Origin of the sequence: Octadecabacter sp. B2R22 (assembly GCF_018861045.1) — a bacterium.
Classification (GTDB): domain Bacteria; phylum Pseudomonadota; class Alphaproteobacteria; order Rhodobacterales; family Rhodobacteraceae; genus Octadecabacter.
The window spans coordinates 48,631-61,446 of the sequence record NZ_JAHKQJ010000002.1; the positions used below are offsets into that span (position 1 = coordinate 48,631).

Annotated in this window: 15 protein-coding genes and 1 tRNA gene; 6 read left to right on the forward strand and 10 right to left on the reverse strand. The window is 54.5% G+C overall.

The genetic code is table 11. The features are described from left to right. Positions 1–91 precede the first annotated feature (91 nt). Positions 92–715 (forward strand): hypothetical protein, encoded by a 624-nt coding sequence (locus KO486_RS00360; RefSeq protein WP_216035248.1) that lies wholly within the window; start codon positions 92–94, stop codon positions 713–715. 35 nt (positions 716–750) lie between these two features. Here the strand turns inward: KO486_RS00360 and yidD are convergent, their stop codons facing one another. Genes yidD through rpmH form a run of 3 tightly spaced genes read right to left on the reverse strand, consistent with a single transcriptional unit; the run spans position 751 to position 1,527 of the window. After that, positions 751–975 carry a membrane protein insertion efficiency factor YidD gene (gene yidD / locus KO486_RS00365; protein ID WP_216035249.1) on the reverse strand — a complete coding sequence of 75 codons (225 nt, stop codon included), beginning with the start codon at positions 973–975 and terminating at the stop codon, positions 751–753. An 8-nt stretch (positions 976–983) separates the two neighbouring features. After that, the gene (rnpA, locus tag KO486_RS00370; protein ID WP_216035250.1) at positions 984–1,373 is read right to left on the reverse strand and encodes a ribonuclease P protein component; all 390 of its coding nucleotides are present in this window, start codon (positions 1,371–1,373) and stop codon (positions 984–986) included. A gap of 19 nt (positions 1,374–1,392) precedes the next feature. Beyond that, positions 1,393–1,527, reverse strand: a complete 135-nt coding sequence (gene rpmH, locus KO486_RS00375) for a 50S ribosomal protein L34 (protein WP_083903176.1) — start codon at positions 1,525–1,527, stop codon at positions 1,393–1,395. Between the two features lie 301 nt (positions 1,528–1,828). Here rpmH and KO486_RS00380 point away from each other — a divergent pair, with 301 nt between their 5' ends. The 4 genes from KO486_RS00380 to KO486_RS00395 all read left to right on the forward strand — a co-directional run bounded on the left by KO486_RS00380 (position 1,829) and on the right by KO486_RS00395 (position 5,537). Continuing rightward, on the forward strand, positions 1,829–2,563 hold the full coding sequence (locus tag KO486_RS00380) for a TVP38/TMEM64 family protein (RefSeq protein ID WP_216035625.1): 735 nt from the start codon (positions 1,829–1,831) through the stop codon (positions 2,561–2,563). A gap of 2 nt (positions 2,564–2,565) precedes the next feature. Next, the gene (locus tag KO486_RS00385) at positions 2,566–3,984 is read left to right on the forward strand and encodes an FAD-dependent oxidoreductase (protein WP_216035251.1); all 1,419 of its coding nucleotides are present in this window, start codon (positions 2,566–2,568) and stop codon (positions 3,982–3,984) included. 28 nt (positions 3,985–4,012) lie between these two features. Beyond that, on the forward strand, positions 4,013–5,413 hold the full coding sequence (locus KO486_RS00390) for a HAMP domain-containing sensor histidine kinase (protein ID WP_216035252.1): 1,401 nt from the start codon (positions 4,013–4,015) through the stop codon (positions 5,411–5,413). Between the two features lie 47 nt (positions 5,414–5,460). Continuing rightward, positions 5,461–5,537, forward strand: a tRNA-Arg gene (locus KO486_RS00395). 229 nt (positions 5,538–5,766) lie between these two features. On the opposite strand, the gene KO486_RS00400 is transcribed toward KO486_RS00395, so the two are convergent. From KO486_RS00400 to KO486_RS00425, 6 genes are all read right to left on the reverse strand, one after another. Beyond that, complete coding sequence (locus tag KO486_RS00400) at positions 5,767–6,345, reverse strand: hypothetical protein (RefSeq protein WP_216035253.1); 579 nt, start codon at positions 6,343–6,345, stop codon at positions 5,767–5,769. 261 nt (positions 6,346–6,606) lie between these two features. Further along, positions 6,607–7,665, reverse strand: coding sequence for a serine hydrolase (locus KO486_RS00405; RefSeq protein WP_216035254.1), 1,059 nt, complete (start codon positions 7,663–7,665; stop codon positions 6,607–6,609). Positions 7,666–7,710: 45 nt separating this feature from the next. After that, positions 7,711–8,745 carry a serine hydrolase domain-containing protein gene (locus KO486_RS00410; RefSeq protein ID WP_216035255.1) on the reverse strand — a complete coding sequence of 345 codons (1,035 nt, stop codon included), beginning with the start codon at positions 8,743–8,745 and terminating at the stop codon, positions 7,711–7,713. A 30-nt stretch (positions 8,746–8,775) separates the two neighbouring features. Beyond that, entirely contained in the window at positions 8,776–9,438 is a 663-nt protein-coding gene (locus tag KO486_RS00415) for a hypothetical protein (RefSeq protein ID WP_216035256.1), read from the reverse strand. Next, positions 9,435–10,319 (reverse strand): SDR family oxidoreductase, encoded by an 885-nt coding sequence (locus tag KO486_RS00420; protein WP_216035257.1) that lies wholly within the window; start codon positions 10,317–10,319, stop codon positions 9,435–9,437. The genes KO486_RS00415 and KO486_RS00420 overlap by 4 nt, the downstream gene beginning before the upstream one ends. 23 nt (positions 10,320–10,342) lie before the next feature. Further along, entirely contained in the window at positions 10,343–10,543 is a 201-nt protein-coding gene (locus KO486_RS00425) for a hypothetical protein (RefSeq protein ID WP_216035258.1), read from the reverse strand. On the opposite strand from KO486_RS00425, the gene KO486_RS00430 reads away from it, so the two are divergent. Beyond that, the gene (locus KO486_RS00430) at positions 10,542–10,904 is read left to right on the forward strand and encodes a hypothetical protein (protein ID WP_216035259.1); all 363 of its coding nucleotides are present in this window, start codon (positions 10,542–10,544) and stop codon (positions 10,902–10,904) included. The two genes, KO486_RS00425 and KO486_RS00430, sit on opposite strands and share 2 nt — an antisense overlap. 253 nt (positions 10,905–11,157) lie before the next feature. Here the strand turns inward: KO486_RS00430 and KO486_RS00435 are convergent, their stop codons facing one another. Further along, the gene (locus tag KO486_RS00435; protein ID WP_216035260.1) at positions 11,158–12,351 is read right to left on the reverse strand and encodes a helix-turn-helix transcriptional regulator; all 1,194 of its coding nucleotides are present in this window, start codon (positions 12,349–12,351) and stop codon (positions 11,158–11,160) included. Between the last annotated feature and the right edge of the window lie 465 nt (positions 12,352–12,816).

A 12,816-nucleotide genomic window follows, 5' to 3' on the forward strand; every position in this document is an offset into this window, starting at 1 on the left:
GTTACAATATTGAACTGCCCCAAGCTGAGCTGGAACACCCGTCGACCCTGTGTCATGCTTTAGGCCTGACCAACATGAAGCGGAGCGCAATTTGCAGGAAATCACCCAAAAGCTTTGGGACAAGCAAAACCAACATCCCGACGACAGATTTCGGCTCTTTCGCGCTGTCGGAAAGGTCATTGCGCCGAAATCCGTTCTCTATGCCGGTAGCTATGTGGATGTCGCACCGTCGTTTATCTTTCCAAATGTCACATATGTCGACATGGATCGGCGCGCCAAACGCTTTTTTGATGACGAAGTGGGCGTTAAGGAAATTATCAAATCTAAGGATACTGCCGCGCCGAATGCCCAGTTTTCATTCATTCATTCCGACTACGCAAAGCTCTCTTTACCCGAGCAATCTTTTGACTTGCTGATTTCACTTTATGCGGGGTTCATTTCGGAATACTGCACCAAATTTCTCAAATTGGGCGGCCATCTACTTGTAAATCCGAGCCACGGTGACGCAGCCCTCGCGTCTCTTGACGAACGCTACCAGCTTGCTGGCGCTGTCATTTCGGAGTCAGGTGACTACCGTGTCGTGCAGACCAACTTGGCCGACTATTTGCAGCCCAAGAAGACCGTCGAAATCACCCGAGAGTTGTTGTTCTCAACCAATCGCGGAGTCGCCTACACCCGCCCTGCTTTTGCTTATCTCTTTGAACGGGTGGCCTGAAAGACGAATGGCGGCTTTGTCCGCTTAACCGACTTTCACTCGTCCGGAACGTTGTCAATTCCAGAGCCGCCCCACGGGTGGCAACGGGCCACGCGTCTAACAGACAATGCAGTTCCTTTGATCCCACCATGCTTTCGCAACGCTTCCATGATGTAGGCACTACAGGTCGGGTGAAAACGGCAGCCATGGCCAACCCAAGGCGAGAAAAGAAGGCGGTAAAGTCGGATCGGCAAAGAAAGAACAAACGCAAGCGGGGTCATTCGACGGTTCATCGCAGTTTCCCGAGTGCTTTGGCGAAATCGGCGCGCAAAGCCTCAAAGTCACGGTTCGCGGTTACGTCTTTCTTACCAATGAGTACGTAGTCGTGGCCCGGCTTGGCAAGCATCGGCAAATCAAGATGCGCAATCTCGCGAAGGCGACGTTTGGCACGGTTTCGCGCGACGGCATTTCCGACCTTTTTAGAGCAGGTGAATCCGACGCGCACCTTTGGGTCGTCGTCGCCCCGGTTTCGCATTTGCACCGTCAGGCCGGTTGCGGTCTGATACCGTGCTTTAGAGGCGGCAACGAAATCGCTCCGCTTCTTAAGAACCTCAAGACGTGCAAAAACCGCCGCAGGCGAGGCTGTGGCGGTTTTATTTGTATCCACAGGCGAAGTCATGTGACTTCGTTCAGCACAATTAAGCGCTGAGTTCCTTGCGGCCCTTCGCACGACGTGCGTTCAGGATGTTACGGCCAGCTTTGGTGGCCATACGTGCGCGGAAACCGTGGCGGTTCTTGCGAACGCGGTTGGATGGCTGAAATGTACGCTTCATTGCGTCTCTCCGGTCTGTGGGCGAGCCTATTGCTAGGAATCAAGCCCCGTTAAATCTCGAAGCCCAGCTAATAGGAGGGGTTTGATGGTCTGTCAACGCGCGACACTGCGAATTTCTGCAACAAAGTCAGAAAGTAGCGCGGCCAAATGTTACAGTCTTCACGACAATTGCAACAAACAGCATGAAAATAGTCACTTGGCATCAACGCCGCGTGAACCAAGGCCCTCTAGGGGTATCGGGAACAAGGCTTGTCGTCCATCTAAAGGGCAACACAAGCCATAGGAATAGAGACGTGACACAGATGACCGACACACCAAAGCCCATTGAGCCAAACCCGATTCTCAAACGCTTGCCCATCATCGTAATTGGTGTGGTCGCCGTGTTGGGCGCCTATTTCCTAAGTGATTACCTGACGTTTGAAGCATTGGCCGCAAACAGAGAAAGCCTACTGGCGTTTCGTGATGCGAACTATCTTCTGATGGTTGTCGCATTTATCGCCATCTATACGGTCGTGGTCGCGTTTTCCTTGCCGGGTGCGACGATCATGACCCTCGCGGGGGGCTTCTTGTTCGCAACATTCCCGGGTTTCTTGTTCAATGTCATCGCGGCCACATTGGGGGCGACTGGAATTTTCCTCGCGGCGCGTTGGGGATTCGGAAAACAATTGGGCGCAAAGCTGGAAGGGTCCGAGGGGGTTGTTAAGAAGATCAAAGACGGGATCGACGAAAACCAGTGGTCCATGTTGTTCCTTATTCGTTTGGTCCCTGCAGTCCCGTTCTTCCTCGCCAACTTGATCCCTGCGTTCCTAGAAGTGCCGCTGCGGCGGTTTGTGATCTCAACCTTTGTTGGCATCATTCCAGGGTCAGTTGTGTACACATCTGTGGGCGCTGGGCTGGGTGAAGTTTTCGCCGCAGGCGAAACACCAAATCTTGGTATTATTTTTGAGCCCCACATCCTGCTGCCGATCCTCGGTCTGTGTGTGTTGGCGGCGCTTCCCATTCTCATCAAAGCCGTGCGCGGCAAAAAAGGTCTGTAATCATGAACCGTATTAAAACTGACGTTTGTATTATTGGCGCTGGCTCTGGTGGGCTGAGCATCGCAGCCGGCGCGTCCCAGATGGGCGCGGATGTTGTCCTCCTCGAAGGGCACAAAATGGGCGGCGATTGCCTGAACTACGGCTGTGTTCCCAGCAAAGCGCTCATCGCGGCAGGTAAACAGGCCTACGCCATGGGGCACACCGGTGATTTGGGTGTCAAAGCGGTTGATCCTGATGTGGATTACGCAGCAGCAAAAGATCATGTTCGCAAAGTGATCGAAACCATCGAACCCGTTGATAGCCAAGAACGGTTTGAAGGGTTCGGGATCAAAGTGATCCGCGAATTCGGCAAGTTCATCAGCCCAACGGAAGTCCAAGCCGGTGACAACGTCATCGAAGCGCGTCGATTTATTGTCGCAACTGGGTCTGGCCCGTTTGTTCCGCCGATCCCCGGGCTGGACACGGTCGATGTCTATACCAACGAAAACATTTTCGATTTGCGCGAACGGCCTGACCATCTCATCGTTGTTGGCGGTGGGCCAATTGGGATGGAGATGGCACAAGCGCACTTGCGGCTCGGGTCCAAGGTGACCGTCATCGAGGGCGCCAAGGCCATGGGCAAGGATGACCCTGAAATGGCTGCTGTCGTACTTGAAAAACTCCGCGCTGAAGGTGTCGAGATTATCGAAGGCGCGCAGGCGGATAAGGTAAGCGGCACAGCAGGTGCCATCACCGTACACACATCAAAGGGCGACTTTACGGGGTCCCATCTTTTGATGGCGGTCGGCCGTAAGGTGAATGTCGAAAACCTTGATCTGGATAAGGCCGACGTCAAATGGGGCCGTGGTGGTGTCGAAGTTGGTGCAAACCTACGTTCTGTCACCAACAAAAAGGTCTATGCCGTGGGCGATGTCGCAGGTGGGCTGCAATTCACCCATGTTGCAGGTTATCACGCAGGCGTCGTGATCAAGTCTATGCTGTTTGGCTTGCCCAGCAAGCAACGCACCGATCATATCCCATGGGCTACTTATACGGACCCTGAGTTGGCCCAAGTTGGCCTGACCGAAGCGCAGGCCCAAGAGAAATTCGGAAGCAAGCTGGAGGTTGTTCGGTTCCCCTATCATGAGAACGACCGCGCGATCGCGGAAGGTAAAACAACCGGTCTGATCAAGGTCATGATCGTCAAAGGTCGCCCTGTTGGCGCGTCTATTGCAGGTGCAATGGCGGGTGAATTGATCAGCATGTGGGCCATGGCGATTGCCAATAAAATGAAAATGTCGGCCATTGCAGGGACGGTTTTGCCGTACCCGACCGTATCAGAGATTAACAAACGGGCAGCGGGTGCTTACTTTAGCCCAAGGTTGTTTGAAAGTAGCACGGTGAAACGTGTTGTTGGTTTGGTGCAGCGCTGGTTGCCCTAGGGTACGTAAGTAAGGAACGGAACGCAGAATGCTCAATACCCTGTCAGGGCGGTTCTTGATACTCACCACGGTGTTTGTGTTGATTGCCGAACTGTTGATCTTTGTGCCGTCGGTTGCGCGTTTTAGGGAAGACTACTTTCTCGAGCGGCTAGAACGTGCGCAGATTGCGTCGTTAACACTACTGGCCGAAGACATGATCTCCGAAGAGTTAGAGCAAGAGCTTTTGGTGAATGCTGGGGTGTATAACGTCGTGCTGCGGCGCGATGAGGTGCGGCAGTTGGCGCTGTCGTCACCCATCCCGACACCAATTCACAAGACATTCGATATGCGTGCCCCGTCTTCATGGATGTTGGTGCGTGACACGATGCTGCGGCTTACCGATACTGAAGAACGGGTTATTCGTGTGATCGGTAACCCTGTACAGGATGGTGGGTTGCTGATCGAGATCACGCTCCCCACCGAACCCTTACGCATGGCCCTGATCGATTACGGTGTTCGAATTCTGCTGTTGTCCGCCGTGATCTCCATCGTGGTAGCAGGGTTGTTGTTCTTTGCTGTGCAAAGTCTGATCGTGAAACCAATTCGGGGCGTCGTTGATCATATGAAAGCCTATGCGCGCTCACCTGAGGATTCGCGCAACCTGATTATGCCCAATGCCAGCATCACCGAACTGCGCGAAGCCGAAGATGCGATGGCCATGATGCAGACGCAGATCACGGGGGCCCTCAAGCAAAAGGAACGGTTGGCGCAATTGGGTGGCGCCGTGAGCAAGATCAGCCATGATTTGCGCAATATCCTGACCTCTGCAGTGTTGTTCACCGACCGCATCGAAAGCTCCAACGATCCGACCGTGAGCCGCCTTGCGCCAAAATTGGTGAATTCGATCACCCGAGCCGTAAATCTGTGCGAAACCACGCTGGCCTTTGGGCGCGTTGACGAACCAGCGCCGACTTTGGCACGCATTTCTTTGGCCGAAGTTGTGGATGACGTCATCGAAAGCGAACGTCTTGCCAGCGGTGAGAACGATGTGTCCTTCAGTGAGGACATCCCGACAGGCATGACTGTGCGCGCTGATGAGGAACAGATATATCGTGTCCTCGGCAACCTTGTGCGGAACGCACGGCAAGCGATTGTCGCCACCGGAAAAGCCGGCGAGATTTCTATCACAGGAACAGAAGACGACAGCGTTTGGTCTATCGCGGTGACCGACACAGGGCCGGGGCTCCCAAAGAAAGCCCAAGAGCATTTGTTCGAAGCGTTCCAGGGTGGGACAACCCGTGGCGGGTCCGGTCTTGGCTTGGCGATTGCAGCCGAATTGATCCGTGGGCATGGCGGGCGGCTAGATTTGGAACGCACCGACGAGAGCGGAACACGCTTTGTCATAAGCCTTCCTAAATCCGACCTGACACTTTCCCCGAAGATAACGTAGTTTACCTCTTGCGCTGGACCCACGGGGTCGCTACATCCCCGCTCAGTGGACCGATAGCTCAGCTGGATAGAGTACCTGACTACGAATCAGGGGGTCGGGGGTTCGAATCCTCCTCGGTCCGCCATAACACCCCCTTAAGGCATTGGTTTCGTTATTGTTTTGGCTGATTCCGTTTCTGTATCCCCCAGAATATCCCCCGCGTTGAACTTCACACCACTTTGACCTTCAGGGCACAAGCTGACTCAAATTGGAAAAGGGGACGTTTGTGCAGGATGCAGCTGTTCACCACGAAAGGCTGCTCTGCCCAACGCAAAGCCCTTTTGCCAAGTAGAGCAATATTGCCATCATTTTTATCAATATTCGAAAGGACTTGTGGGCACTGCTAGCTCAATAGAAGTGCCTCTAAAGCGAGCCAGCTCCCCAACAAACTCGTATGAAAGCGCTAAGAGGGCTTTGAAAATAGGAGCAAGCAGAACTCTATCAGAGATGATGATTTTTCCCATTGTCTCGGTGGCTCTATATGCCTTGCCGTGCGAAAACTCATTTCGGAACTCAACGATACCAACTGGTTCGTTCTTACTAACTAGTTTTTTCATCTGGCCAACTTCTTCGGGAAACGCCAATACTTCTAAGTTGAACCCCTTCTCAGAATCGAATTTCAAAGCTTTGTTATTAAGATTTCTATGCTTTGATTTGTCTTGGTCATCTTCTGATTGCTTGGACGAATTGGTACTTTCATAAATTGCTTGGCTTAGTGTCCCTTCAATACCGTGAAGCAAACACGATATACCAGCTAAGAACAGTGCCGGTTGTGGCACGGCGCATCGAACTGCTTCGGTAAAATAGTGTCTAGCGACCATCCCTCCGAGCGATTGTTCGAAAAACTCAAGATTTTCGGAAATTTTTATTTCCCGTTCAAGGTCGATAATCATGTTTCTGCTTTCCAAGCATGGAATCCAAACATCGATAGCATTCTAGTATCATGCTCACAATCGATCATCAGAATTGCACTGCGGTCGTAAGGATCTCGAGCGCAGTCCAGTCATTGGCTATGCGTGGCTGAAAGCACACTTGTCCGCATTCCTGACCTTCAACCATCAGAATGCAGTCAGAAGGGTTGCTCGTGCAGCGAACGGTAGGAACGAGCCCACAACGACAAGTGCTGCGATCTGTACGAATGTCATCTTTGGTGACTAAGGTCCCGCCAGAATGGCTTTCGCATGCCGGACCGGGCGCGACCAACTCAGCTTGGTTCTGGCCCAGAGATTTGCAGCAACGCCATTGTTGGAAAGTACGCAGATGGCCTGCGCTCGGTCAGGACAAGCGTAGAGCGCGCAGGTCGAACCGGCGGTTCCGCCATTGGCGAGGGTAATCTTTGGGCTCGTTATGTCCTGCCTCACCGACAACCACCCAAGACATTGCGCCGTCGGTTCTATGCTCCCACGGGGGCCCAAGCCGATATGTGGCTTGGTTGAACGCAAGATGGCGCGATCCAGCGGCGTTTCTGGCGCATTGCAGGCCCGGATCACCGCATCAGAAAATCGGGCAAGATCGCGGGCCGAAGATCGTAAGATACCCGCGCCAGCCAGAGCGTCGAACGTCCACGGCGTAGTAGGCCTTCCGTTTGTATTTCTTGGCTGAATGAAACGCCTGCGCTGCTCGTCACTCAATTCACCCGTTGTGTCGCAAAGGCCGAGCGGGTGGATCACCTTGGCAGCCAGCAATTCGGCAAAGGGTTCGCCCATCGTAATCGCCATAGCCTCTCCAAGTAGCCCATACCCAAGGTTTGAATAGCTGTGGCGCAGATGGGCACCGCGATCTTTGCCCCGCCACTTCTGTAGCCAGCCAAGCAAATCGGTGCGGGTGAAGTTCGCATAGGGGCCTTCAGGCTGCTGTTGGAACAGGGCCATCCAGGTGGGAACGTAGATGTTGGGCAGGCCACTGGTGTGAGAGGCCAAACGCTCTGCCGTGATCGAGTGCGGCACATCCTTGAACATGTCTGACATCTCGGCAAGGGGCGCGCGCAGGTCAATTCTTCCCTCTTCGACCAGCACGCACAGCAAAATGGCGGTGAAGACTTTGGTGATCGAGCCAATCTCGAAGATGAGGTCGTCCCACGACGCCCCTGTTTCGTTTGGACCCGATCCCACGATGTTGCACCTGCTGTCCCTCAGGTGAAATGCCACGACTGTGTGCCGTGGCCCCTGATAGGGCTTCATCATACCACTGAGCTGCGATGCCTGATCAATCATGGTGTCATCCACTCAAAGGTCTGGCGAACCATTTCAAAGCAGTCTTCATCCTGCGCGCCCATGTTTTGCGACCATGCGTAACACTTCGAACATGAAGCCAATGGGGCGACGTGGCGCGTCAGTTTGGTTGAAGGTGCCGATCAGGTAGATATCCGGTTCCGGCGCATAATAGGCAAAGGACCCGCTGGCCCCGGAATGCCCGACCAGTTCAGGTGTTGCGCGAAATAAGGTCATCCAAAGCGGCAGTTTTATCCGCATCAAGCCGTAGCCATACTGCATCGGAAAAAAGAGCTTGTTCCACTGGCGCATTTGCGTGGCCGTTTGGGGCTGGAATAGCTGGTTCTGCATAAAGGCCCGCAAGAAGACCATCATCTCGTCCAAGGTTGAGATGATGCCACCATCCGGCCCCATACTGGTCAGGACCCGCGGAATATTGAGCATCCGGTCTTCATGGTAGACAGGAAGGCCAACATCCGTGCCATCCAATACCCCAGTTTGCGTCAGCCCAAGCGGCGCACAGATACGGGCCTTCAGCACCACGTCAAAGCTTTGGCCGGTCACGCGCTCGATCACCGCTCCCAGAAGCTGGAAATTCGTGTCGGAATAGTAGGATCGCCCGCGATCTGGCACAGCTTGGGGCGGCAAAGCGCGCGTCATCTGTAGCACGTCCTTCAGCCCATAGGGGTGATTACGTCCCGCTTTCAAATTCGATGCCAAATCGCTTTCGTAGTAATCTGCGAGGCCCGAGGTTTGATGGAGGAGATGGCGGATTGTCAAACGTGCGCCATAGTCCATGTCATTCACCACATGCAGACCAGAGAGGTCTACATCCGGCAGGATGTTCTGAACCATCTGACCCAGCTCGATTTGGCCTTCTGCGGCCAGCTGCATGATCAGTGTTGCGGTGAACATCTTGGCGATGCTCGCAATCGGAAAGCGTGTGTCGGGCGTGGCATCACCAGCACTGCATTTGTAATCCACTCTGCCATCGCCGGATTGGACGCGGAGGATTAACGCATGGGTGTGGGCCTTGCTGCATTCCTTTTCGATCAAGGCTTGCAGGTGCTGGTTGAGAGCCATTGATGTGTTCCTTTCCTTCTTCGACGATAATCAGGCGTTGTTTCGCTGCAAAATGAGCGTCAGGCCAATGGCGATGAACCATGCAATCGCCCCGAGCCCAAAGACGGCGCCCGCCGTGTCACCAAGTACCGGGATCAGTGTCAGCAACCCACCTGCACCGGTCAACAGGCCGAGGCCAACTGTTACTTTGCCAAGACTGCGGCCGATCCATCCTGCGATGCTCACACCGCCGATCCAGACTCCCCCGGCGATTTCGTTGCCGCCGCCCAGCCCCAATTCGACGGCGTGCAAGGTTTTCCAAAGTGTCACAGCCCGTTCGAAATCGGTGGGCGCGAGAACGGCCGCCCGTTCCACCGCGACATTGGCAATCATACCAGCCCCAATCACAAGGGTTGCCCAGATGAGGCCAAGGGCGTGGGTTATAGCCGCCCAATCGGGTGTGTTTGCGCGTAGTCGTGTCTGAATGGCGACAACCAAAACAGCCAAAGCCAGCGCATTCACAATGTAGATGACGCTATTCCACAGGATCAGTAGCCCAGTATTGCTCTCAGTAAATCGAACGACAGCCCGTGCGTCGATGTTACCTGTCCCGAAACCTAAAGGTGCGAGCAACGTGACCAGAAGGGCAAAGCCGAACATATAAGTAGCGGCACAGGTGAGGCCAGCAAGGCCACCGATGGTTTGAAGTTTCATGGGTCGTCTCCAATAGGTTCGTTTGAGGATCGGTGCTCCTGATCCACCAATGATTTCAAATGATCCGCCAGTCTGCGTGTCCCAGACGGCGGCGCGGTCATATTCATCCCCCCCGCCGTTAGAAAGAACTGGGCCGGCCCGGCGATACGGCGTGGGGCAACCCGAGGCAGAAGCCGCAACGCGAGACGGCGGAGAGTGTCCGGCAGATATGTGATGCGAGGGTGTTTATCCAAAACGTCAAAACAAAGTCTGGCGAGGTCCCTTTGGGTCAAGGTTTCTGGCCCGCCGATGTTAGCCCAAGCGGCACCGTCTTCAACGGCGTTGAAAATCGCTGCGGCAAGATCAACGCCATGGATTGGGTTGATCCTGTGCTGCCCGTTCCCGAACAACCAGACGCGACCTGCCTTCGCCATATTCAAGAAATCGACCATGTCAGAGAAGTATCCGGTGGGTGCGATGACCGTCGATTGGATGTCAGACGTTTGAAGTTTTCGTACAAAGGCCGCTTTGGCCGCGACCAAAGGCACATGTTCCATCCGATCAGCATTGAGGACATGGACGAAAACAAAACGCGCAACTTGGCTGTGCAGCGCCTCTTCCATCAGGTTCACATTGGCCTGATAGTCCACATCCCAATACCCGACCCCGTCCGTTTGGCGCGTGATCCCCAATGCAGAGACCACCAAATCAATGCCTTCCATCGTTCCCGACATGGACTCAGGCCAAGTGGCTTCCGCTTCAATGATCCGATCTGCAGCCAAGTCGCCGTGATGGTTGGAATTTCGAGCCAAGGCCGTCACATGCCAGCCGCGAGACTGGTATTCTTTGCACAGAAAGCGGCCGAGATAGCCGGTCGCCCCTGCGATGAAAACGCACTTCATTGTTCATGCCTCCGATGCTGCGGCTAGCGATCAAATGGATCGGTTTGGAACTTTCCAACGTGAGTGAAGGTCAGACCGCTGTTGGCTTGCGGTGGCAGTCCGACGTCTTTTCTCAGGTGATCTGATCCAGAGTATGGTTGGGGCAGCTCGGCATGAGCTACCCCTGTGAGGAGTTGATAGAGCGCCTCGAAGCGATGCGCGCGAAGGCGAACGATGTCTGACATGAGTTTTCCCCTATCCAACAACCCTGTGGCCGCGACCACGCAAGCATTCGAGAACAATGGCTTCCCGCCGTTCATTGGCATTTACCGCACCAGCAGCTCCTCCGGCGAGCGCGCCGACAATGGCACCACCCAGTGCGTCACCCCCGTCATCAACTTTGCCCAGAACAGCGCCGGCACCAGCCCCTATGGCGGCGGCACCGAAGGTTTCCTGATCAAACTGGTTCTGGTTGCGGGCGAGGGTTTGGCAGGCAGCCAAATCAGATTGGAAGGCTGCCGTGGGCTGGCCGTCCAAGATGGGCTGATAATTTGCCCCGCTGTCAGCGCAAGCCGTGACCGCAAGAACAGCAGGAATTACGATTAGATTTTTCATAGGTTAGTTCCTTTTTAACATTTTGGCACCGCTTTTGCTGGTCAGTTCCCAGCGCTGCGTTGGCGATGTAAAAAGAAATAAGGCACGTCCTGCGCCTGCTGCGACCGGACAAGCTTGCCCGCACGTTCGAACAAGCTGGATCGAACCTCCTAAAGCCAAATGCCTTAAAATTCAGGAGCTTGGATAAAGGCGAATTTTGGTGGCTAGCGCGCTTAACCAACGCATCAGAACGCCAACGGCACATTCATGGCTTGTGGGTGGTTCGCCATTGGGACGGAGTTTGACCGGTGACCTTCTTGAAACTGGTGTTGAAGGTCGACTTTGCGTTGAAGCCGACGGCCTCGCTGATTTCAATGATTGTGTCATTGCTGTTGATCAGCAAGTCGCAAGCATCACGAATGCGGCATTGGTTCACGTAGTCGTAGAACGACATGCCGATTTTGGTGTTGAGAACCTCTGATAGGTGAATGGGTGGGATGGCGATCTCGGCGGCTAGGCCGCGCAAGTTCAGCCCATGATCGCGCCAAAGCTGTCCGTCCGCCATTCGCTTCTCTAGCCGCGCGGCGTAGCGGTTCATGTCCGCTTCCGTAAGCCCAGAGCGAGCATAACGTGAGGATGGATTGTCTTGCTGGGCGGGCTCGTTCGGCACAGACGCATCTTCAAGAACCGCTTCGGTCCACTCGGGAAGGGGTGGATTCGCCCGCAAGGCAAAGATTCCGAAGGAAACCGGCATGATCACGTCGAAGAACAATGACCGGATGCCGTCTCGAATGGGGCGCTGACCCAAAAGTTGTCCAATCTCGTCAGCAATGACGATGAGCGCGATGATCAGGATCGTTGCCACCAAGCCGTCAAGCCAGCGCAGGGTCTTACCTTCGAGGTCTGAGAACACGTTCCGGATATTCCGTTTGTGCAGGCTCAGCCGCCGGATGCAGATTGCGCCGTACACAATGAGAACGATGACCCACAGTATCCAGAACGCGGTCTCGCCTGTGTCGATGAGCGTTTGGTGCCCGTCTGTGATGTCGCTGGGCACGAGGCCAAGCCGCACCTCTCCAGGTAAGATGAGGGCTGGGGCCAGGCAAAGAAATCCTGTGAGAAAGGGCACTAGATGGACCAGATCGGCCCGGACTAGCTTGGGCGCCGCGCTGGTAAGCGCTCGAACGTAGAAGTAGAGCGCGACCATGAAGCCCGGAATGATGACATCGTTCCACCGATAGAGCGTAGGAGGGCCATTGAAAGTGTCCGAATAGGCAAAGGAGTTTAGGCCGTCGCTGACGGTGATCGTGAAAAACGCGATCATCGCCCAGATATGCATACGGTGCGGGCTAGTGTCGCGCAGTCTGAGCATCAAACCCAGGAGCACGAAAACCGATACTGCCAGCGCACCGGCGACACCCAGATGTTCCCAATAAAGACCTGCGCGAATTTCCATCATCAATAGACCTCACTTGAAACCTTTGTAACGTTTGCGCCGGAATTTCAAGGAAGCCGCGACTGGCGCAACGCAAGCGGCATGAACTTTGATTGGTTTTCGATGGCTGCCGACGTCAAGGCTAAGAGCAGACATCCGGTCGGGTAAGACAGACGTCTGCTACGTCCGCAAAGCGGACGTCGAGCATAGCAATTTGCTGCACAACCATTCCAATGTCCGCTTCGGGAAAGCTGCACTGCGGCGTCGAGAGCTTGCGTTAACAGCAGCTAAGGGCCGTTCTCACCACCGGACAGCCAAGATCAAGCTGGCATGGTTTAAGGCGCCTCTGCAATTAATGGAGCACAAAAAATATTGAACACCTTAGAGCTTGGGTTTCGAAAGGGCGCGCAGCGGGCCTTCGTTTGGAGTTTTGAAAGAGGGCAACGCACCTCTTCACCGGAGAGACATAAAAGATTTCGCAGAAATTTT

Bases quoted from the DNA above. Each gene is read 5' to 3' on its own strand.
- yidD (WP_216035249.1), bottom strand. From the start codon at position 975: ATGACCCCGCTTGCGTTTGTTCTTTCTTTGCCGATCCGACTTTACCGC.
- rnpA (WP_216035250.1), bottom strand. From the start codon at position 1,373: ATGACTTCGCCTGTGGATACAAATAAAACCGCCACAGCCTCGCCTGCG.
- rpmH (WP_083903176.1), bottom strand. From the start codon at position 1,527: ATGAAGCGTACATTTCAGCCATCCAACCGCGTTCGCAAGAACCGCCAC.
- KO486_RS00380 (WP_216035625.1), top strand. From the start codon at position 1,829: ATGACCGACACACCAAAGCCCATTGAGCCAAACCCGATTCTCAAACGC.
- KO486_RS00385 (WP_216035251.1), top strand. From the start codon at position 2,566: ATGAACCGTATTAAAACTGACGTTTGTATTATTGGCGCTGGCTCTGGT.
- KO486_RS00390 (WP_216035252.1), top strand. From the start codon at position 4,013: ATGCTCAATACCCTGTCAGGGCGGTTCTTGATACTCACCACGGTGTTT.
- KO486_RS00400 (WP_216035253.1), bottom strand. From the start codon at position 6,345: ATGATTATCGACCTTGAACGGGAAATAAAAATTTCCGAAAATCTTGAG.
- KO486_RS00405 (WP_216035254.1), bottom strand. From the start codon at position 7,665: ATGATTGATCAGGCATCGCAGCTCAGTGGTATGATGAAGCCCTATCAG.
- KO486_RS00410 (WP_216035255.1), bottom strand. From the start codon at position 8,745: ATGGCTCTCAACCAGCACCTGCAAGCCTTGATCGAAAAGGAATGCAGC.
- KO486_RS00415 (WP_216035256.1), bottom strand. From the start codon at position 9,438: ATGAAACTTCAAACCATCGGTGGCCTTGCTGGCCTCACCTGTGCCGCT.
- KO486_RS00420 (WP_216035257.1), bottom strand. From the start codon at position 10,319: ATGAAGTGCGTTTTCATCGCAGGGGCGACCGGCTATCTCGGCCGCTTT.
- KO486_RS00430 (WP_216035259.1), top strand. From the start codon at position 10,542: ATGAGTTTTCCCCTATCCAACAACCCTGTGGCCGCGACCACGCAAGCA.
- KO486_RS00425 (WP_216035258.1), bottom strand. From the start codon at position 10,543: ATGTCAGACATCGTTCGCCTTCGCGCGCATCGCTTCGAGGCGCTCTAT.
- KO486_RS00435 (WP_216035260.1), bottom strand. From the start codon at position 12,351: ATGATGGAAATTCGCGCAGGTCTTTATTGGGAACATCTGGGTGTCGCC.